General features: G+C 73.5%; 18 protein-coding genes. 14 read left to right on the top strand and 4 right to left on the bottom strand.

Annotated elements, in window-relative coordinates; translation table 11 throughout:
* Positions 1-15: 15 nt before the first annotated feature.
* The 5 genes from ssuE to OG553_RS06775 all read left to right on the top strand — a co-directional run bounded on the left by ssuE (position 16) and on the right by OG553_RS06775 (position 4,814).
* Positions 16-579: an NADPH-dependent FMN reductase gene (gene ssuE / locus OG553_RS06795; RefSeq protein WP_405978117.1), complete on the top strand. Its 564-nt coding sequence runs from the start codon at positions 16-18 to the stop codon at positions 577-579.
* A 14-nt stretch (positions 580-593) separates the two neighbouring features.
* Positions 594-1,637 carry an ABC transporter substrate-binding protein gene (locus tag OG553_RS06790; RefSeq protein WP_405978116.1) on the top strand — a complete coding sequence of 348 codons (1,044 nt, stop codon included), beginning with the start codon at positions 594-596 and terminating at the stop codon, positions 1,635-1,637.
* Positions 1,638-1,643: 6 nt separating this feature from the next.
* A complete protein-coding gene (locus tag OG553_RS06785) occupies positions 1,644-2,465 on the top strand; it encodes an ABC transporter ATP-binding protein (protein WP_405978115.1) in 822 nt (273 codons plus the stop codon).
* Positions 2,462-3,418: an ABC transporter permease gene (locus tag OG553_RS06780; RefSeq protein ID WP_405978114.1), complete on the top strand. Its 957-nt coding sequence runs from the start codon at positions 2,462-2,464 to the stop codon at positions 3,416-3,418. Before OG553_RS06785 ends, OG553_RS06780 begins: the two co-directional genes overlap by 4 nt.
* A 64-nt stretch (positions 3,419-3,482) precedes the next feature.
* Complete coding sequence (locus OG553_RS06775) at positions 3,483-4,814, top strand: LLM class flavin-dependent oxidoreductase (RefSeq protein ID WP_405978113.1); 1,332 nt, start codon at positions 3,483-3,485, stop codon at positions 4,812-4,814.
* 62 nt (positions 4,815-4,876) lie between these two features.
* Here OG553_RS06775 and OG553_RS06770 read toward each other — a convergent pair whose 3' ends face one another.
* The 3 genes from OG553_RS06770 to OG553_RS06760 all read right to left on the bottom strand — a co-directional run bounded on the left by OG553_RS06770 (position 4,877) and on the right by OG553_RS06760 (position 7,304).
* Positions 4,877-5,797, bottom strand: coding sequence for an NADP-dependent oxidoreductase (locus OG553_RS06770; protein ID WP_405978112.1), 921 nt, complete (start codon positions 5,795-5,797; stop codon positions 4,877-4,879).
* A 63-nt stretch (positions 5,798-5,860) separates the two neighbouring features.
* A complete protein-coding gene (locus tag OG553_RS06765) occupies positions 5,861-6,598 on the bottom strand; it encodes a DUF2470 domain-containing protein (RefSeq protein WP_405978111.1) in 738 nt (245 codons plus the stop codon).
* A gap of 43 nt (positions 6,599-6,641) precedes the next feature.
* A complete protein-coding gene (locus OG553_RS06760) occupies positions 6,642-7,304 on the bottom strand; it encodes a TetR/AcrR family transcriptional regulator (RefSeq protein ID WP_405978110.1) in 663 nt (220 codons plus the stop codon).
* A 98-nt stretch (positions 7,305-7,402) separates the two neighbouring features.
* Here OG553_RS06760 and OG553_RS06755 point away from each other — a divergent pair, with 98 nt between their 5' ends.
* From OG553_RS06755 to OG553_RS06740, 4 genes are all read left to right on the top strand, one after another.
* A complete protein-coding gene (locus tag OG553_RS06755; protein WP_405978109.1) occupies positions 7,403-7,801 on the top strand; it encodes a cell division protein SepF in 399 nt (132 codons plus the stop codon).
* Between the two features lie 66 nt (positions 7,802-7,867).
* On the top strand, positions 7,868-9,169 hold the full coding sequence (locus OG553_RS06750; protein WP_405978108.1) for an ATP-binding protein: 1,302 nt from the start codon (positions 7,868-7,870) through the stop codon (positions 9,167-9,169).
* Complete coding sequence (locus OG553_RS06745) at positions 9,166-9,561, top strand: nucleotide pyrophosphohydrolase (RefSeq protein WP_405978107.1); 396 nt, start codon at positions 9,166-9,168, stop codon at positions 9,559-9,561. Before OG553_RS06750 ends, OG553_RS06745 begins: the two co-directional genes overlap by 4 nt.
* A gap of 122 nt (positions 9,562-9,683) precedes the next feature.
* A complete protein-coding gene (locus OG553_RS06740) occupies positions 9,684-10,172 on the top strand; it encodes a DUF6099 family protein (protein WP_405978106.1) in 489 nt (162 codons plus the stop codon).
* A 91-nt stretch (positions 10,173-10,263) separates the two neighbouring features.
* Here OG553_RS06740 and OG553_RS06735 read toward each other — a convergent pair whose 3' ends face one another.
* Positions 10,264-10,545 (bottom strand): hypothetical protein, encoded by a 282-nt coding sequence (locus tag OG553_RS06735; protein WP_405978105.1) that lies wholly within the window; start codon positions 10,543-10,545, stop codon positions 10,264-10,266.
* Between the two features lie 561 nt (positions 10,546-11,106).
* Here OG553_RS06735 and OG553_RS06730 point away from each other — a divergent pair.
* From OG553_RS06730 to OG553_RS06710, 5 genes are all read left to right on the top strand, one after another.
* Complete coding sequence (locus tag OG553_RS06730) at positions 11,107-12,033, top strand: LLM class F420-dependent oxidoreductase (RefSeq protein WP_405978104.1); 927 nt, start codon at positions 11,107-11,109, stop codon at positions 12,031-12,033.
* An 11-nt stretch (positions 12,034-12,044) separates the two neighbouring features.
* On the top strand, positions 12,045-12,911 hold the full coding sequence (gene mmuM / locus OG553_RS06725; RefSeq protein ID WP_405978103.1) for a homocysteine S-methyltransferase: 867 nt from the start codon (positions 12,045-12,047) through the stop codon (positions 12,909-12,911).
* Between the two features lie 90 nt (positions 12,912-13,001).
* On the top strand, positions 13,002-13,232 hold the full coding sequence (locus OG553_RS06720) for a hypothetical protein (protein ID WP_401241913.1): 231 nt from the start codon (positions 13,002-13,004) through the stop codon (positions 13,230-13,232).
* 51 nt (positions 13,233-13,283) lie between these two features.
* On the top strand, positions 13,284-14,804 hold the full coding sequence (locus OG553_RS06715) for a 3' terminal RNA ribose 2'-O-methyltransferase Hen1 (RefSeq protein ID WP_405982979.1): 1,521 nt from the start codon (positions 13,284-13,286) through the stop codon (positions 14,802-14,804).
* Positions 14,801-17,389: a polynucleotide kinase-phosphatase gene (locus tag OG553_RS06710; RefSeq protein ID WP_405978102.1), complete on the top strand. Its 2,589-nt coding sequence runs from the start codon at positions 14,801-14,803 to the stop codon at positions 17,387-17,389. The genes OG553_RS06715 and OG553_RS06710 overlap by 4 nt, the downstream gene beginning before the upstream one ends.
* The last annotated feature ends 153 nt before the right edge of the window (positions 17,390-17,542 follow it).

Raw genomic sequence — 17,542 nt, 5'->3', positions numbered from 1 at the left:
AGAACGGAGTACGCCGTGCCGTCCAAGCTGCTCGCCCTCACCGGCAGCCCCTCCGCCCACTCCCGCACCGAGGTCGTCGCCGATCACGTGCTGCGGCGCCTGGCCCATGCCGGGTTCGAGACCGCGCACCTGGCCGTGCGCACCCTGCCCGCCGCCGACCTGCTCTCCGCCCGGCGCGGTGAGCCGGAGATCCGCCGCGCCCTGGAGGCCGTCGCCGAAGCCGACGGCCTGGTCATCGCGACGCCGGTCTACAAGGCCTCGTACACCGGGCTGCTCAAGGCCTTCCTCGACCTGCTCCCGCAGGACGGCCTGGCCGGGAAGACCGTCCTGCCGCTGGCCACCGGCGGCAGCCTCGCCCACGTCCTGACCATCGACTACGCCCTGCGCCCGGTGCTCGCCGCGCTCGGCGCCCGGCACGTCACCGCCGGCCGGTTCGTCCTGGACTCCTCCGTCGAGCGGGGGGCCGGCCCCGACCGGCTGCGTCCCGAGGCGGAGCTGGACCTCTTCCAGGCCGTCGACGAGTTCGCCGACGCCTTCCGCTCCCTCCCCGCCTTCTCCGCCCTCACCACCGTCCCGTAACCCAAGGAACCGTCATGTCCGCAGCACCCACCACGGCCACCCGTTCCCGGCGCCAGTTCCTGACCCTGCTCGGCATCTCGGCGGCCGCGGTGAGCTGCGGCACGGCCACCGCCACCGGAGGCGGCTCCGGCCGCTCCGGCGGCCAGGTCACCACGCTCAAGTACCAGGGCAACGTGGGCTCCGTCACCCTTCCCGAGCTGGCCGCCGACCTCGGCCACCTGGGGGACCTCAAGCTGGAATGGGTCGGCAACACCATCAGCGGCCCGCAGGACATCCAGTCGGCCGCCACCGGCCAGATCCACTTCGGCGGCGCCTTCAACGGCGCGATCGTCAAACTCGCCTCCAGCAAGGCTCCGATCACGTCCGTCATCTCCTACTACGGGGTCGACCAGGACGCGTTCAGCGGCTACTACGTCCTGGAGGACAGCCCGATCCGTTCGGCCCGCGACCTGCTCGGCAAGAAGGTCGGCATGAACACCCTGGGCGCGCACTCCCAGGCCCTCCTGGACATCTACCTGAGCCGCAACGGGCTGTCGAAGGCCGATTCCGCCAAGGTCGAGGCGCTCGTCGTGCCGCCGGTCAACACCGAGCAGGTGCTGCGGCAGAAGCAGATCGAGGTCGGCGTGCTGGGCGGCGTGCTGCGCGACAAGGCGCTCGCGTCCGGCGGGATCAGGCCGCTGTTCAGCGACTACGACCTGCTCGGCAAGTTCAGCGCCGGTTCGTACGTGATGACGAAGCAGTTCGTGAAGGAGAACCCGGACACCGTACGCACCTTCGTCACCGGGGTCGGCAAGGCCATCGAATGGTCGCGCACCACCCCGCGCGAGGAGGTCATCGCCCGTCAGACCGAGATCGTCAGGAAGCGGGGCCGCAACGAGGACACCGCCACGCTCCAGTACTGGCGCTCGTACGGGGTCGCCGGGCAGTACGGGCGCATCGAGGACAAGGAGTTCCAGCTCTGGCTGGACTGGCTCGGCGAGCGGGGCGAGATCAAGCCCGGCCAGCTGAAGGCCGCCGACCTGTACACCAACGAGTTCAACGGCCAGGGGAAGGGCTGATCCGGCGTGGCCAAGATCGTGTTCGAGTCCGTGACCAAGACGTTCCCGGTCAAGGGGGGAGGGCGGGGAGCCGAGTTCACCGCGCTCGACGGCATCGACCTGGAGATCGAGGCGGGGGAGTTCCTGGTCGTCGTCGGCCCCAGCGGCTGCGGCAAGTCCACGCTGCTGGACCTCCTCGGCGGCCTCACCCCGCCCACCTCCGGCCGGATCCTGCTCGACGGCGCGCCCGTCACCGGGCCGGGTCTGGACCGGGGCATCGTCTTCCAGCAGTACGCGCTCCTGCCCTGGCGCACCGCGCTCGGCAACGTCGAGTTCGGCCTGGAGGCCACCGGCGTCCCGCGCAGACAACGGGCGGCGAAGGCGCGCGAGTTCCTGGATCTGGTGGGACTCGGCGGATTCGAGGACCGGCATCCGCACGAGCTGTCCGGCGGGATGCGCCAGCGGGTCGCGATCGCCCGCTCGCTGGCGTACGACCCGGACGTGCTGCTGATGGACGAGCCCTTCGCCGCGCTGGACGCGCAGACCCGCGAGTCCCTCCAGGACGAGCTGCGGCGCATCTGGCAGCGGACAGGAAAGACGGTCGTGTTCATCACGCACGGCATCGAGGAGGCCGTGTACCTCGGGCAGCGGGTGGCGGTCATCACCTCCCGGCCCGGCCGGGTCAAGGAGGTCGTCCCGGTCTCGCTCGGCGACCGGCTCACCGGGGCCACCGGCGAGGACCTGCGTTCCAGCCCGGAGTTCGCCCGCTACCGCCACGAGATCTGGAGCCTGCTCCACGACGAGGTGGCCCGCGCCCAGCAACTGGAGAAGGAAGAGGCCGCCGCATGAGCACCGAAGCACCGGCACCCGCACCCGTCGGCGTCACCGCCGACATCACCGCCGCGCTCACGCGCGCCGAGCCGCTGCCGGCCCCGGGGGACGTACGGGAAGCGCCCCGGCCGGCGGCTCCCGCCCCCGCCGCCCCCGCCGCCCCCGCCCCCGCCGCGCCGGCCGTCCGCCGGGCGGCCCGGGGGGTCCCGGTACTGCGGTGGCTGCGGGCCGGGCTGCTGCGGTCGGCGGCGATCCTCGCCCTGCTCGCGCTGTGGGAGGCCGCGCCCCGGCTCGGGCTGGTCGACGCCACCTTCCTGCCCCCGGTCAGCGAGGTGGCGCGGGCCTGGTGGGAGCTGCTCGGCGACGGTCAGCTCGGGGAGCACGCCCGGGCCAGCCTCGCCCGGTCCTTCGGCGGCTTCGCCATCGCCGTCGCCGTGGCCGTCCCGCTGGGGCTGCTGATCGGCTGGTACCGGCCCGTCGCGGTGTTCCTCGGCCCGCTGCTGGAGCTGTTCCGCAACACGGCGGCCCTCGCCCTGCTCCCCGTCTTCGTGCTGCTCCTCGGCATCGGGGAGACCTCGAAGGTGTCGATCGTCGTCTACGCCTGCGTCTGGCCGATCCTGCTGAACACCATCAGCGCCGTCGGCAACGCGGACCCCACCCTGGTCCGGCTGGCCCGGTCGATGGACCTCTCCACCCCCAGGCTCTTCCAGAAGGTGATCCTGCCGGCCTCGGTCCCCGCCGTCTTCACCGGCATCCGGCTGGCAGGGGCCGTGTCGATCCTGGTCCTGGTGGCCGCCGAGATGATCGGCGCCAAGGCGGGGCTCGGCTACCTGATCAACGCCTCGCAGTTCAACTTCGCCATCCCGCAGATGTACGCGGGGATCGTCACGATCTCGGCGATCGGCGTGGCCTTCAACCAGGTCCTGGTGGCGGTCGAACGCCGGCTCAGCCTCTGGCGCGTCCCCGCCTGACCCCCGGCCCGCGCGCCCCGCACCCCTCGCCTTCCCGCCTGCCCGCCCGACCCAGGGAACAGACATGCCCGCACCCCGTACGCTCCACCTCAACGCCTTCCTGATGAACGCAGGCCACCACGACGCCGCCTGGCGGCACCCGGCCAGCAGCCCCGAGCGCGTCACCGACGTGCGCTACTTCCAGGAGCTGGCCCGCACCGCCGAGCGCGGACGGCTGGACTCGATCTTCTTCGCGGACGGCGTGGCCCTGTGGGGCAAGGCCCGGTACAACGCCCTCGGCGGCTTCGAGCCGATCACCCTGCTCTCCGCGATCGCCGCCGTCACCGAGCACATCGGCCTGATCGCCACCGTCTCCACCACCTTCAACGAGCCGTACAACCTCGCCCGCAAGTTCGCCTCCCTCGACCACATCAGCGGCGGCCGCGCCGGCTGGAACATCGTCACCTCCGGCACCCTCGACGAGGCCCGCAACTTCAACCGGGAGGAGCACCTGGAGCACGGGCTGCGCTACGACCGGGCCCGCGAGTTCCTCGACGTCGCCACCAAGCTCTGGGACAGCTGGGAGGACGACGCGATCGTCCTCGACAAGGAGCGCGGCGTCTACGCCGACATCGACAAGCTCCACCCCGCCGCGCACAAGGGCGACTACTTCGGCGTGGCGGGTCCGCTCAACGTGCCCCGCTCACCGCAGGGGTACCCGCTGCTCGTGCAGGCGGGTTCGTCCGAGGCCGGCAAGGAGTTCGCGGCGCAGTACGCCGAGGCCGTCTTCACGGCGCAGCAGACCCTCGCCGACGGCCAGACCTTCTACAAGGACCTCAAGTCCCGCCTCGCCCGCTACGGCCGCGGCGAGGACGAGCTGCTCGTCCTGCCGGGCATCGCCCCCGTCATCGGTGCCACCGAGGCCGAGGCGAAGGCCCTGGAGCGGGAGCTCACCGAGCTCCAGGTGCCCGAGTACGGGCTCGCCCAGCTCTCCGGGATGCTGGGCACCGACCTCACCGGGGCGGATCTGGACGGCCCGCTGCCCGAACTTCCCGAGGAGCGGGAGATCAACGGCAACAAGAGCCGCTTCACGCTGGTCGCCGAGATCGCCCGCCGTGACGGGCTCACCCTGCGGGAGCTGATCGCCCGCCTCGGCGCCGGCCGCGGCCACCGCGTCTTCGCCGGCACCCCGGAGCAGATCGCGGACCAGCTGGAGGAGTGGTTCACCCGGGGCGCCGCCGACGGGTTCAACATCATGGCGCCCGTCCTGCCCACCGGCCTCACCGACTTCGTCGACCAGGTCGTGCCGATCCTCCAGGACCGGGGCCTGTTCCGCACCGAGTACACGGGTACGACCCTGCGCGAGAACTACGGCCTCGCACGTCCGGCGAACCGGTACGCGCAGGCCGTCGGGTAGGGGCTGCGGCAGCGGGGCGCGCGGCCGCCGGAGTCCCGTACTCCGGCGGCCGCCGCATGTCGTCAGAGGGTGAGGACGATCTTGCCGCGGGTGCGGCCCGCAGCGCTGAGCTCCCAGGCCTTCGCGGCCTCGGCGAGCGGCAGCGCGTGCTCGACGTTGACCGCGAGCCGGCCCGTGTCGGCGAGTTCCGCCAGGAACGTCAGGTCGTCGGTGTCCGGGCGCACCCAGATCTGGTGCGCGCCCTTGGCGGCGGCTTCGTAGTCGGCGATGGAGACCACCCGGCCGCGCTCCTTGACGAGCGACTGGAGGATGTCCACGGCGCCGTCGCCGAAGAAGTCCAGCCCGGCGTCGATGCCTTCGGGGGCGAGTGCGCGGATCCGGTCCGCGAGGCCGTCCCCGTACAGGACGGGCTCGGCGCCCAGCGAGCGCAGGTAGTCGTGGTTGTGCGCGCCGGCCGTGCCGATGACGCGCAGGCCGAGCGCGACGGCGATCTGCACGCCGAAGGAACCGGTGCCGCCCGCCGCGGAGTGGATCACGACGGTCTCGCCGGCCTTGAGGCCCACGCGGGTGAGGGACTGGTACGCGGTGAGGCCGGCCAGCGGGATGCCCGCGGCCTGCTCGAAGGTCAGGGCGCGCGGCTTGCGGGCCAGCGTCCGCACGGGGGCCGAGACGAGCTCGGCGTAGGTGCCGAGCTCGACCCACTCCTTGCGGACGTACCCGTAGACCTCGTCGCCGACGGCGAAGTCGAAGGTGTCGGGGCCGACGGCCTCGACGACTCCGGCCACGTCCCAGCCGGGTACGACGGGGTAGCGGACTTCGAGGATCGGGTCGAGGTATCCGGCGGCGAGCTTCCAGTCCACCGGGTTGACCCCGGCGGCCTTGACCCGGATCAGGACCTCCCCCGGGCCGACCTTGGGCTCGGGTACCTCAACGAGCTCCAACGGGGCCGGAGTTCCGTAGCTGCTGTACGTGATTGCCTTCATGTACGCCACAACCGAGCAGGTCACGGCGGGAATTCCGGGCCGACACCCCGGATCGAGCGGTCCTCAAGCGGGGAGGGAGTTGCGGTGCGAGCGCCGCCGGGCCGCGCTGAGCAGCGCCTGGATCTGGGTGCCCGCCTGGTCGACGTCGTCGAGGACGGAGGGGAAGGGCAGCCGTACGTCGCGGTGGCCGGTGCGCTCCTCCAGGCGCAGGGTGATCCCGTACCGGTCCATGGCGAGCGGCAGCGCGCGGACGACGGCGGCCGAGGGCAGCGGCCGCACCAGCCGCAGCAGCAGGGTGACCAGCTCGGGGTGGTCGTCGAGGAGGTGGGTGAGCATCCCGGCCTCGTAGGGGGCCAGCGGGTCGGGCCAGGCCTCGTCCAGTTCGTCCAGACCGATGTACGAGGTGCCCCGCGCGGTCTCCAGTACGGCCTGGCCGTACTCCACACAGGTGGTGGTGCCGGGGGCGGAGGACTCGTCGGCCCAGGGCGTCAGCAGGTGGCCCAGGACGGTGACGCGGGCGCGCACCCGGTCGCGTACGGGGGTCGGGGCGATGTCGGTGAACTCCAGACGGATGGCGGGCAGTCCGTCGTTCAGGAGGGAGGCGGGGTGTCCGGCCAGGGGTGCGGCGGGGTGCAGGTGCAGCCGGCCGAGCACGTCCCCGCCGTCCAGGTTGCGGACCTCGTGGCGCTCGCCGTCGATGACGACCGTCATGGAGTGGGCGGCGGCGAGGACGGAGCGGACCAGTTCGGCCTCGGTGGGCCGGGCGGGGGGCGTGGCGGCGGGGGCACCGGGCAGGCGCATGCGGATCTCTCCCTCATCGGAGATTGACTTAGGTATGCCTAACCTAACCTATCTCCGAGTCGGGGAGTACCCCGCGCGCCAGCCGCCCGAGCGTCCCGGCGATCCGCTCGGGCGCGAAGCCCAGGGTGTGCCGCTGGAACTGGTAGACCTCCGGGGAGAGCGGGCTGAGCAGGGCGTCCACGCTGACGTCGGGATCGTCGGCGCCCGCCTCCACGAGCAGGGCCCGGACGTGCGCGCGCCAGTGCCGGTACGTGCCGCCCGCGAACCGGGCCGGACCCGGACCGATGCCCAGCACCAGCGGAAGGTGCCGCTCCAGGTGCTCCAGGGCCGCCGCGTAGAAGGCGGCCAGCCGCTGCGCCGGAGGAGCGCCGGGCCCCAGCGGCGGCGGGCCGAACGCCAGGCGCCCGCGCAGGATCCGCTCGTGCTCGTCCAGCAGCGCGGCGGCCACGGAGGCCGGATCGGGGAACCGGCGGTAGAGCGTGGCCCGGCCGACGCCGGCCGCCTTGGCTATGTGGTCCATCGTCACGCCGCGCGGATCCCGCTCGGTGAACAGCTGCTCCGCGGCGGCGAGGATCTGCGCGCGGTTGCGGATCGCGTCCTCGCGCCGCAGCGGCCGTACGGCCCCGCCGGTCCCCCCGGCGCCGCGCGGGGCGGGCCCGGAGCCCGCGATGTCGCTCAACGTGCGGACCTCGTCGCCATTGGTCATGGCGGCGACCCTACGTCCTTCGTGTCGGTGTTGGGCTGAACGGGTGAAACACGAGAGGATGGGTGGATGCACATGAAGCGCACGGCCGAGGCGGCCCGGTGAGCAGGTACGACGTCACCGACGAGCAGTGGGAGGGACTCGCGCAGGTGGTGCCGCTGCGCAGTCGCAACGAATGGCCCTCCCGGGTGGACCACCGCACGATCCCCAAGGCCGCGGGAGCGGCCGCGGCGGAACAGCAGCGGCGCTTCGTGGTGATCCGGGTCCAGATCTTCGCCGACGCGCGGGAGGTGGCGGAGTACCTGATCGCGCAGATCCCGGTCCTGCTCGACCTCACCGGCGCGGACAGCGAAGTGGCCAAGCGGATCCTCGACTTCAGCAGCGGTGTGGTCTTCGGACTGGGCAGCGGCATGCACCGGGTCGACCGCAACGTCTTCCTGCTGGCCCCCGTCGGGACCGAGGTGGAGGGGATCGCGGCGGCCGCCGTCCCCCGATCGTAGGAAGGTCGCGGCGGCGGAACGGTTCGGCGGGCGCCCCGGCACCCGGGCGGGCCGTACGGTCCGGCCATGGACGCCACCCTGGACACGGTGGGGCGCGGCCGGCCCGCCGCCGCCCCGACCGGTACACCGCCCTGCGCCGAGCCCGCGGCTGACGGCCCGTTCGACGGCCCTGACGGCCTCGGGGGCAATGAGGGCCTTGACCGCCTGGAGGGCTCCGGCGGCCTCGGGGGATCCGGCGGCCCGTTACGCCCGGCCGTCACCGAGCTGCGGCTCTCCGCCTTCGGGCCGCACCGGTCGGCCGTGTTCCCGCTGGGCCCCGTGACCCTGTTCGCCGGCCCCAGCGGCAGCGGCAAGACCCAGGCCCTGGACGCCTACCGGGCGCTGGCCGCACTCGCCTCCGGGGCCACCCTGCGCGAGGCCTTCCCCGCCCCGGGGTCCCGGGTGCCCGACCGGGCCCTGCCCGACGGCGGCGGGCGGCGCGGCTTCCGGCTCGGCTGCACGGTCGACGGCCCCTCCGGCCCCGTCCGCCTCGACCTCGCCGTCCAGGCCGAGCCCGTACTGCGCATCGCCGGCGAACGCCTCTCCCAGGACGGCCGGATCCTGCTCACCACCGCCCTGCGCGACCCCCGCCGACGCACCGTCGAGGCCGCCTGGTTCACCGGCGGCACCGTGGGCGTGACCCGCGCGCCGATGCCCGACGACCGCCTCGGCACCGGACTGCTGCCGCTGCGCGTCGCCGGGTCCACGGCGGGCCAGCGCCGGGTGCTGGCCGCCGCCGAGCAGGTGGTGGTGGCCCTGCGCGCGGTGTTCGCCTGCGACCCGGAACCCGGCCGGATGCGGGAGCCCGTCCCGGCCGGCGAGGGCCGGCTGCGGACCGACTGCGGCAACCTGGCCGACGTGCTGCGCCGGACCCGCCACGAATGCGGCACCCGCCACGCGCTGCTCGCCGGGGCGGCGCGGGCCGGCTGCGCCGGGCCGGTCGCGGGGCTGGACGTAAGGGCGGGCGCGGGCCGCCCCGGGCTCGTGGCCGCCGTGCTGGACCGCGGCCCCGGCCGGCCCGAGACCGGCCTCGACCGGCTCGGCGCGGGCGAACTGCGCTTCCTGGCGCTGGCGCTGGTCCTGCTCACCGGACCCGGGGTGCTGGAAGTGGACCCGGCCGCCGAACTGCTCTCCGCCCGCCAGGCCCTCACCGTCCTCGCCGACGGCATGGACCGGGGGCTGGACCGGCGGCAGACCGCCGAACTGCTCCGGCTGGCCCTGCTGTCCGGCGCGCGCGGGCACATCGGGCTGGTGGCGGCGGTCGGCGAGGACACCGCGGGAACCGGACGGGGGGTCCCCGGCGTCTCAGTGGTAGACCTGTCCCCATGAACGACGCAGCACCCACGGGTGACGGGCCCGCACCCCGGCAAGGCGAACGCCTGTACCAACTCCAGCGACGGCTGGCCGAATTCGCGGCCGCCCGGGACTGGGCCCCGTACCACACGCCCAAGAACCTGGCCGTGGCCCTGAGCGTGGAGGCATCCGAACTGGTCGAGATCTTCCAGTGGCTGACCCCGGAACAGTCGGCGAAGGTCATGGAAGAGCCCGAGAACGCACACAGAGTGGCCGACGAGGTCGCCGACGTGATGGCGTACCTGCTGCAGTTCTGTGAGGTCCTCGGGGTTGATGTGCTGGATGCGCTGGCCGCGAAGATCGAGAGGAACGAGCGCCGCTTCCCGGTAACCGGTACTTCGACACCAGATCGTCACTCTTCGGAGTGATGGCGTCGTCCACAACCATGTTTGTGTCCACAGATTTCCGAATACCCCTGGCTTTACTGGCTCGTTGCCTTCACTCTGGGTAGTGGAGAACGGCGGGATGTCGTGCGGACGGGGGACGGCATATGGATGCGGTACGGCTCATCGCGGCCGGCCGGCACGCGCTGGCACGGAGCGGGGAGGCATGGGACATCGTGGGCGAGGCCTGGCAGGCCCAGGCGCTCGCACAGGGGATCGGGAGCTGGCTGGCGGTCACCGGGCCGCCGGAGCTGAGAGCGGAGGCACGGGGGCTGGGGGAATCAGGAGGCAGAGGGTGCGGGGTCATCGACCGGGCGGCCCTGCGCGGTGAGGGAAGACCTCCCGAACAGCCGCCGAGGGCGGCACAGCTGACGGGGACGGCCGACGTACGGCAGGCGCTGCTCGGGCTCCAGGAGCTGCTCGGCGAGGTCGGCATAGCCCTCGTCGGGGTGGCCTGCGCGACGGACGACGAGGGCCTGTACTGGCAGTGCATAGAGTCGATCGACGCGGCGGACGAGTCGAGCGACCGGGTGCGGGCGCTGCTGCGCCGGATGGCGGCCGTACGCGAGCGGGGCTCGGCCTCGGGAGTGAGCTGACCGGCCGGGAGCGGGCGGTTGCGGGCGGGTGCGCGGCCGGGCGGGTGTGCGGCTGCGGGGTCCCGCCGCGCGCGACGGGACCCCAGCGCGGTCAGAAGGACCGGTCGGAGTGGCGGTCGGAGCGGAGCTCGCCCTCGTACGCGCGGCCCCCGGGGGCCGCCGGCGCGGCCGGGACGGTGCGGTCCGCGGAGTGCTGGAGGTCGGCGTCGAGCTGGGAGAGGTCGGCGTTCAGCGCCGCCATCAGCTCCTCCATCTGCTGGAGCAGGCCCTTCGGCGCGCCGCCCTGGGCGGGTGCCGCGGACTCCTGACGTGCGTGGTCGTGTGCTGCCTGTCCGGTCTGTCCGGGATGCTCTGGCGCGGACTCGTGGGACATGGCGGCCTCCTCGGCCCTGGCCCTTCCGGTGCGGAAGGGGGCGGTGGACGCATCGGCGGGAGGCCGCCGGCGCGCGGGCCGGGCGGTCCGGCTCCGTCCGAGCCAACGATCCCCATCGGCGCTGGTCACTGGCAGGGCGGGGGGTGGCCCTTCCGGTTGACGCAGATTCACCATTCCCAGCGATGTTGGCCGCTGTTGGCCGGATCGCCGTGAACCGGGCCGGCCGGTTGTCTCCCCGAACGGTCTTGGGAAACGGGGAGCAGCGCGAGCTGGTCGCTTCGGTCCCGGCAGGTCTTGATGCCCTGGTGGGGCGTGCCTGTGGTCCTTGGCGGGCTCGCGGTCCCGCACGTCCTCGGGTGGGGCCTGCCGGTACTGGCCGCCCCAGCGGGATGTGCAGGCGGGATCGACCGCGACGACGACGAGCCCCGCGTGGTGGGCCATGCCGCGCGCGCGTTCCCGGAAGCGGGCGGTGGGGAGTCCGGCGACCGTGCGGCGAAAGGCCTTGCCGCGCCAAATCAACTGCCGACCACCCGGCAGGGGTGGGAAGGGCAGGATGGGGGCATGGATCTTCGCATTTTCACCGAACCGCAGCAGGGTGCGAGTTACGAGACCCTCGTGACCGTCGCCAAGGCCACCGAGGACCTGGGCTTCGACGCGTTCTTCCGCTCGGACCACTACCTGCGGATGGGCTCCGTCGACGGCCTGCCGGGCCCCACGGACGCCTGGATCACCCTCGCGGGCCTGGCCCGCGAGACCAAGCGCATCCGGCTGGGCACGCTGATGACGGCCGGTACCTTCCGGCTGCCCGGCGTCCTCGCGATCCAGGTGGCGCAGGTCGACCAGATGTCCGGCGGCCGGGTGGAACTGGGCCTCGGCGCGGGATGGTTCGAGGAGGAGCACAAGGCGTACGGGATCCCCTTCCCGGCGGAGCGGATGGCCCGGCTGGAGGAACAGCTGGCCATCGTCACCGGGCTGTGGGCGACCGAGCCCGGCGCCGCCTTCGACTACCGGGGCGTCCACTACCAGGTGGAGAACTCCCCGGCGCTCCCCAAGCCCGCCCAGGCCAAGGTGCCCGTCCTCATCGGCGGGCACGGCGCGCGCCGCACCCCGCGGCTGGCCGCCCGCTACGCCGACGAGTTCAACATGCCGTTCGCCTCGGTGGAGGACAGCCGGCGGCAGTTCGCCCGGGTCCGGGAGGCCGCCGCCGGGGCGGGGCGCAAGGCGGACGAGCTCGTCTACTCCAACGCCCTGGTGGTGTGCGTGGGCAAGGACGACGCCGAGGTCGCCCGCCGGGCCGCCGCCATCGGCCGCGAGGTCGACGAGCTGAAGGCCAACGGCCTGGCCGGCTCCCCGGACGAGGTCGTCGAGAAGCTGGGCACCTACTCCGCCATCGGCTCCTCGCGCGTCTACCTCCAGCTCCTCGACCTCGACGACCTGGACCACCTGGAGCTGATCTCCGCCCGCGTCCTGTCCCAGCTCGGCCGGTAGGGCCGCCGACCGTGCCCCGCGCGACCGGCCCGCTCGCCGAAACCCTGGCCCGCAGGGCCGTACTCCTGGACGGCGGGCTGAGCAACCAGCTCGCCGACCAGGGCTGCGACCTGACCGGGGGGATGTGGACGGGCCGGGTGCTCGCCGAACGCCGCGCCCAGGTGGAGGCCGCCCACACGGCGTACGCCCGGGCCGGCGCCGAGGTGCTGATCACCGCGAGCTACCAGATCGGCCACGATCCGGACCTGCTGGAGCGGAGCGTGCGGGTGGCCGGCGACGCCGCGCGGGCCGCCTCCCAGCAGGTCTGGGTGGCCGCCTCGGTGGGCCCGTACGGGGCGGTCCTGGCGGACGGCTCCGAGTACCGGGGCCGGTACGGGCTGACCGCGGCGGAGCTGGCCGCCTTCCACCGGCCCCGGATCGGGGCACTGCTGGCGGCCGGCCCCGACGTGCTGGCGCTGGAGACCGTCCCGGACACCCTGGAGGCGGAGGCCCTGCTGCGGGTGCTGGCCGGCACGGGGGCCCGCGGCTGGCTCACGTACACGGTGGAGGGCGGCCGCACCCGGGCGGGCCAGCCCCTCGTGGAGGCGTTCGCCCTGGCGGCCGCCGCCCCCGAGGTGATCGCGGTCGGCGTCAACTGCTGTGATCCCGCCGAGGTGCTGCCCGCCCTGGAGGCCGCCGCGTCCGTCACCGCCAAACCGCTGGTGGCCTACCCGAACGACGGCTCCGTCTGGGACGCCGCCACCGGCAGCTGGAACGCCCCAGCGGCGCCCGCCCCCTGGCCCGTGGAGGCCTGGCTCGCGGCCGGCGCCCGGCTCGTCGGCGGCTGCTGCCGGATCGGCCCGGACCGCATCGCCGCCCTGGGGCCGCGCCTGGCCTGATCCGGGGCGAACGCAAGGGTCCGCGGCCGACTATCACTCGATCGGGTGAAGGCTCTTTCTGGTCGGCTCCTGCTGGGATAGGCAGGACAGATGAAGCGCACCAGCAGGACGGGCGCCGCCGCCAGGCGCCGCATCACCCGCTCCAGGGCGTGCGGGGAGAAGAAGCAGTTCGCGAACGAGGCCGCGGCGGAACACGCCGCGAGCGAGATGAACCGGATCCAGCCGTGGCAGCACGAACGGATCGCCTACCTCTGTCCGTACAGCGGCACCGAGCCCCACTGGCACATCGGCCGTCCGCTCAACATCCCCAAGCAGCGCTGACACCGTAAATCCGTTCGCCCCGACGGTGGTGCCCGGGTCATGCTGGAGCCCATGTTCCTGACGATCAGCACCACCGGCACGACGGAGAATCCGGCCACCGACCTGGGCTTTCTGCTGCACAAGCATCCCGGCAAGGCGCAGGCGTTCTCCACCTCGCACGGCACCGCCCACGTGTTCTACCCCGAGGCCACGGCCGAACGGTGCACGGCGGCGCTGCTGCTCGAGGTGGACCCCGTCGCGCTGGTACGGCGCGGCCAGGGCAAGGGCCGGGGCGGTGCGCCCGACGCGGCCCTCGCCCAGTACGTCAACGACCGCCCGTACGCGGCCTCCTCACTGCTCGCCGTCGCGCTCAGCGGGGTCTTCCGCACCGCCCTCAAGGGCCAGTGCGCACTCCGCCCCGAACTGCCGGGCCGGCCGCGCCCGCTGCGGATCGAGATCCCGGTACTGCCCGCCAGGGGAGGACCGGAGCTGGTGCGCCGCCTGTTCGGCCCGTTGGGCTGGGAACGGGTGGAGTGCGCGCCGATCGCGCTCGACGAGCGGTTCCCGGAGTGGGGCGACAGCCGCTACGTGCGGCTCGTGCTGGAGGGCGTGCTCAGGCTGGAGGACGCCCTGCGCCAGCTGTACGTCCTGCTGCCCGTGCTCGACGACGCCAAGCACTACTGGATCGCCCCCGACGAGGTCGACAAGCTGCTGCGCGCCGGTGACGGCTGGCTCGCCGCGCACCCCGAGCACGCGCTGATCACCGCCCGCTACCTGGCCCGCCACAAGCGGCTCACCCAGAACGCCATGGAGCGCCTGGAGCTGGCCCGGCTGGCGGAGGCCGACGGGAGCGAGGCCGAGGAGCTCGACAACGCCGTGGACGGCACCCCCGAAGGCGCCGACGGCCCCGAAGGCACCCCCGAAGGCCCCGACGGGACCCCCGCCGCCCCGGAGCGGTCCGTACCGCTCGCCGTGCGCCGGCGTGAGGCGATCCTCGGCGCGCTGCGCGGGGCCGGCGCCCAGCGGGTGCTCGACCTCGGCTGCGGCGAGGGACACCTGGTGCAGGCCCTGCTCAAGGACCCGGCGTACACGGAGGTCCTCGGCGTCGACGTGTCCGTGCGGGCGCTGACCATCGCCGCCCGCCGGCTGCGGCTGGAGCGGATGGGGGAGCGCCAGAGCTCCCGCGTCCGGCTGCTCCAGGGCTCGCTCGCCTACACCGACAAGCGGCTCGCCGGCTACGACGCGGCCGTGCTCAGCGAGGTCATCGAGCACCTCGACCTGCCCCGGCTGCCCGCGCTGGAGTACGCCGTCTTCGCCGCGGCCCGCCCCCGCACCGTCCTCGTGACCACCCCGAACGTCGAGTACAACGTCCGCTGGGAGTCCCTGCCCGCCGGGCACGTCCGCCACCGCGACCACCGCTTCGAGTGGACCCGCGAGGAGTTCCGCGCCTGGGCGGACCGCGTCGCCGGCCGGCACGGCTACACCGTCGCCCACGTACCCGTCGGCGACGAGGACCCCGAAGTCGGGGCCCCGACCCAGATGGCCGTCTTCACCATCGCCACCGAGACCCCGAAGGAGGGCGAGGCAGCATGACCACCCCCACCACCCCCACCACCGCCGAGCGCACGGCCGACCGCAGGACCCACCGCGTGCTCCCCGTCACCGACCTGTCCCTCGTCGTCCTCGTCGGCGCCACCGGATCGGGCAAGTCCACCTTCGCCCGCAAGCACTTCAAGCCCACCGAGATCCTCTCCTCCGACTACTGCCGGGGCCTGGTCGCCGACGACGAGAACGACCAGAGCGCCAGCAAGGACGCCTTCGAGGTGCTCCACTACATCGCCGGCAAGCGGCTGGCCGCCGGACGGCTCACCGTCGTGGACGCCACCAGCGTCCAGCAGGAGTCCCGCCGCGAGCTCGTCCGCCTGGCCCGCGAGCACGACGTCCTGCCCATCGCGATCGTCCTCGACATGCCCGAGTCGGTGTGCGCCGAGCGCAACGCCGCCCGCCCCGACCGGGCCGGACTGCCCCGCCGGGTCATCCAGCGGCACCGCTCCGAGCTGCGCCGCTCCCTGCGCGGCCTGGAACGCGAGGGCTTCCGCAAGGTGCACGTCCTGCGCACGGTGGAGGAGGCCGAATCCGCCGAAGTGGTGCTGGAGAAGCGCTTCAACGACCTCACCCACCTCACCGGCCCCTTCGACATCGTCGGCGACATCCACGGCTGCTCCTCCGAGCTGGAGACCCTGCTCGCCAAGCTCGGCTACGAGGACGGCGTCCACCCCGCCGGCCGCACCGCCGTCTTCGTCGGCGACCTCGTCGACCGCGGCCCCGACAGCCCCGGCGTGCTGCGCCGGGTGATGGGCATGGTCAAGTCCGGCAACGCCCTGTGCGTGCCCGGGAACCACGAGAACAAGCTCGGCCGTTACCTCAAGGGATCGAAGGTCCAGCAGACCCACGGCCTCGCCGAGACCGTCGAGCAGCTCTCCCGGGAGAGCGAGGAGTTCGTCAAGGAGGTCAGGGAGTTCATCGCCGGCCTGGTCAGCCACTACGTCCTCGACGGCGGCAAGCTGGTCGTCTGCCACGCCGGGCTGCCCGAGAAGTACCACGGCCGCACCTCCGGCCGGGTCCGCTCGCACGCCCTGTACGGCGAGACGACCGGCGAGACCGACGAGTTCGGCCTGCCCGTGCGCTACCCGTGGGCCGAGGACTACCGCGGCAAGGCGGTCGTGGTCTACGGCCACACCCCCGTCCCGGACACCACCTGGATCAACAACACCATCTGCCTCGACACCGGCGCCGTCTTCGGCGGCCGGATGACCGCCCTGCGCTGGCCCGAGCGCGAACTGGTCGACGTACCGGCCGAGAAGGTCTGGTACGAGCCGGTCAAACCGCTCGCCGCCGAGGTGCCGGGAGGACACGAGGGGCGCCCGCTCGACCTGGCCGACGTCCACGGCCGACGCGTCGTGGAGACCCGCCACCTGGGCAACGTCGGCGTCCGCGAGGAGAACGCCGCCGCCGCCCTGGAGGTCATGAGCCGCTTCGCGGTGGACCCCCGGCTGGTGCCCTACCTGCCGCCGACCATGGCGCCGACGGCCACCTCGCAGGAGGAGGGCCACCTGGAGCACCCCGCCGAGGCCTTCGCCCAGTACCGGGCCGACGGCATCGGGCGGGTCGTGTGCGAGGAGAAGCACATGGGCTCCCGCGCCACCGTCCTGCTGTGCCGGGACGCGGACGCGGCCCGCGAGCGGTTCGGGGTCGAGGACGGGCCCACCGGCTCCCTCTACACCCGCACCGGCCGGCCCTTCTTCCCGGACCCGGAGCTCACCGAGGAGTTCCTCGCCCGGCTGCGCACGGCGGTCGACCGCGCGGGCCTGTGGGAGGAACTCGGCACCGACTGGCTGCTGTTCGACGGGGAGCTGCTGCCCTGGTCCCTGAAGTCCACGGGCCTGCTCCGCAACCAGTACGCGGCCGTGGGCGCCGCCTCCCGCGCCGTCCTCCCGGACGCCGTCGCCGCCCTGGAGGCGGCCGCGGCCCGGGGCGTGGACACCGGCGCGCTGCTGGAGCGCCACCGCGGGCGGGCCGCCGACGCCGCCGCCTTCACCGAGGCGTACCGGCGCTACTGCTGGAGCACCGACGGGCTGGACGGCGTACGTTTCGCGCCGTTCCAGCTGCTGGCGGCGGCCGGCCGGTCGCTGGCGGCCGTACCGCACGACGAGCAGCTCGCCTGGCTGGACCGGCTCGCCGACGCCGACGGGGGCACGGACGCGCCGCTGCTGCGCCGCACCCGCCGGGTGTACGTGGACACCGCCGACGAGGAATCCGTCCGGGCGGGCACCGAGTGGTGGCTGGAGCTGACCGCGGAGGGCGGCGAGGGCATGGTCGTCAAGCCGCTCCAGGCGTACGCCCGGGACGGGAAGGGACGGCTGGTCCAGCCCGGGGTGAAGGTCCGCGGGCGCGAGTACCTGAGGATCATCTACGGGCCGGAGTACGCGCGTCCGGAGCAGCTGGAGCGGCTGCGCCAGAGGTTCCTGGGGCACAAGCGCTCGCTCGCGCTGCGCGAGTACGCGCTGGGCCTGGAGGCGCTGGACCGGCTGGCCGCGGGGGAGCCGCTGTGGCGGGTCCACGAGCCGGTGTTCGCCGTGCTCGCCCTGGAGTCGGAGCCGGTCGACCCGCGCCTGTGAGCCCCCGCACGGGTAAAGGCGGGGCGTAAAGCGGCAGCCCCCGTACGGCCTCGAATTAGGTCGTATGGGGGAACTTTGCCGCGGAAGCCCGGGGAAAGCGGCGGCGGGATCGTTCATCCAGGGCAGCGGAGTGTCCGCGACCCTGGAAGGACG

Source organism: Streptomyces sp. NBC_00158 (assembly GCF_045160885.1).
In the GTDB taxonomy this organism is placed as follows: Bacteria; Actinomycetota; Actinomycetes; order Streptomycetales; family Streptomycetaceae; genus Streptomyces.
The sequence above is the reverse complement of the archived record's forward strand: the minus strand, read 5'-3'. Positions and strand labels throughout refer to the sequence as shown.

Bases quoted from the DNA above. Each gene is read 5' to 3' on its own strand.
- OG553_RS06745 (WP_405978107.1), top strand. From the start codon at position 9,166: ATGAACGACGCAGCACCCACGGGTGACGGGCCCGCACCCCGGCAAGGC.
- OG553_RS06730 (WP_405978104.1), top strand. From the start codon at position 11,107: ATGGATCTTCGCATTTTCACCGAACCGCAGCAGGGTGCGAGTTACGAG.
- OG553_RS06770 (WP_405978112.1), bottom strand. From the start codon at position 5,797: ATGAAGGCAATCACGTACAGCAGCTACGGAACTCCGGCCCCGTTGGAG.
- OG553_RS06750 (WP_405978108.1), top strand. From the start codon at position 7,868: ATGGACGCCACCCTGGACACGGTGGGGCGCGGCCGGCCCGCCGCCGCC.
- OG553_RS06765 (WP_405978111.1), bottom strand. From the start codon at position 6,598: ATGCGCCTGCCCGGTGCCCCCGCCGCCACGCCCCCCGCCCGGCCCACC.
- OG553_RS06775 (WP_405978113.1), top strand. From the start codon at position 3,483: ATGCCCGCACCCCGTACGCTCCACCTCAACGCCTTCCTGATGAACGCA.
- OG553_RS06710 (WP_405978102.1), top strand. From the start codon at position 14,801: ATGACCACCCCCACCACCCCCACCACCGCCGAGCGCACGGCCGACCGC.
- OG553_RS06715 (WP_405982979.1), top strand. From the start codon at position 13,284: ATGTTCCTGACGATCAGCACCACCGGCACGACGGAGAATCCGGCCACC.
- OG553_RS06720 (WP_401241913.1), top strand. From the start codon at position 13,002: ATGAAGCGCACCAGCAGGACGGGCGCCGCCGCCAGGCGCCGCATCACC.
- OG553_RS06780 (WP_405978114.1), top strand. From the start codon at position 2,462: ATGAGCACCGAAGCACCGGCACCCGCACCCGTCGGCGTCACCGCCGAC.
- OG553_RS06760 (WP_405978110.1), bottom strand. From the start codon at position 7,304: ATGACCAATGGCGACGAGGTCCGCACGTTGAGCGACATCGCGGGCTCC.
- OG553_RS06740 (WP_405978106.1), top strand. From the start codon at position 9,684: ATGGATGCGGTACGGCTCATCGCGGCCGGCCGGCACGCGCTGGCACGG.
- OG553_RS06790 (WP_405978116.1), top strand. From the start codon at position 594: ATGTCCGCAGCACCCACCACGGCCACCCGTTCCCGGCGCCAGTTCCTG.
- OG553_RS06735 (WP_405978105.1), bottom strand. From the start codon at position 10,545: ATGTCCCACGAGTCCGCGCCAGAGCATCCCGGACAGACCGGACAGGCA.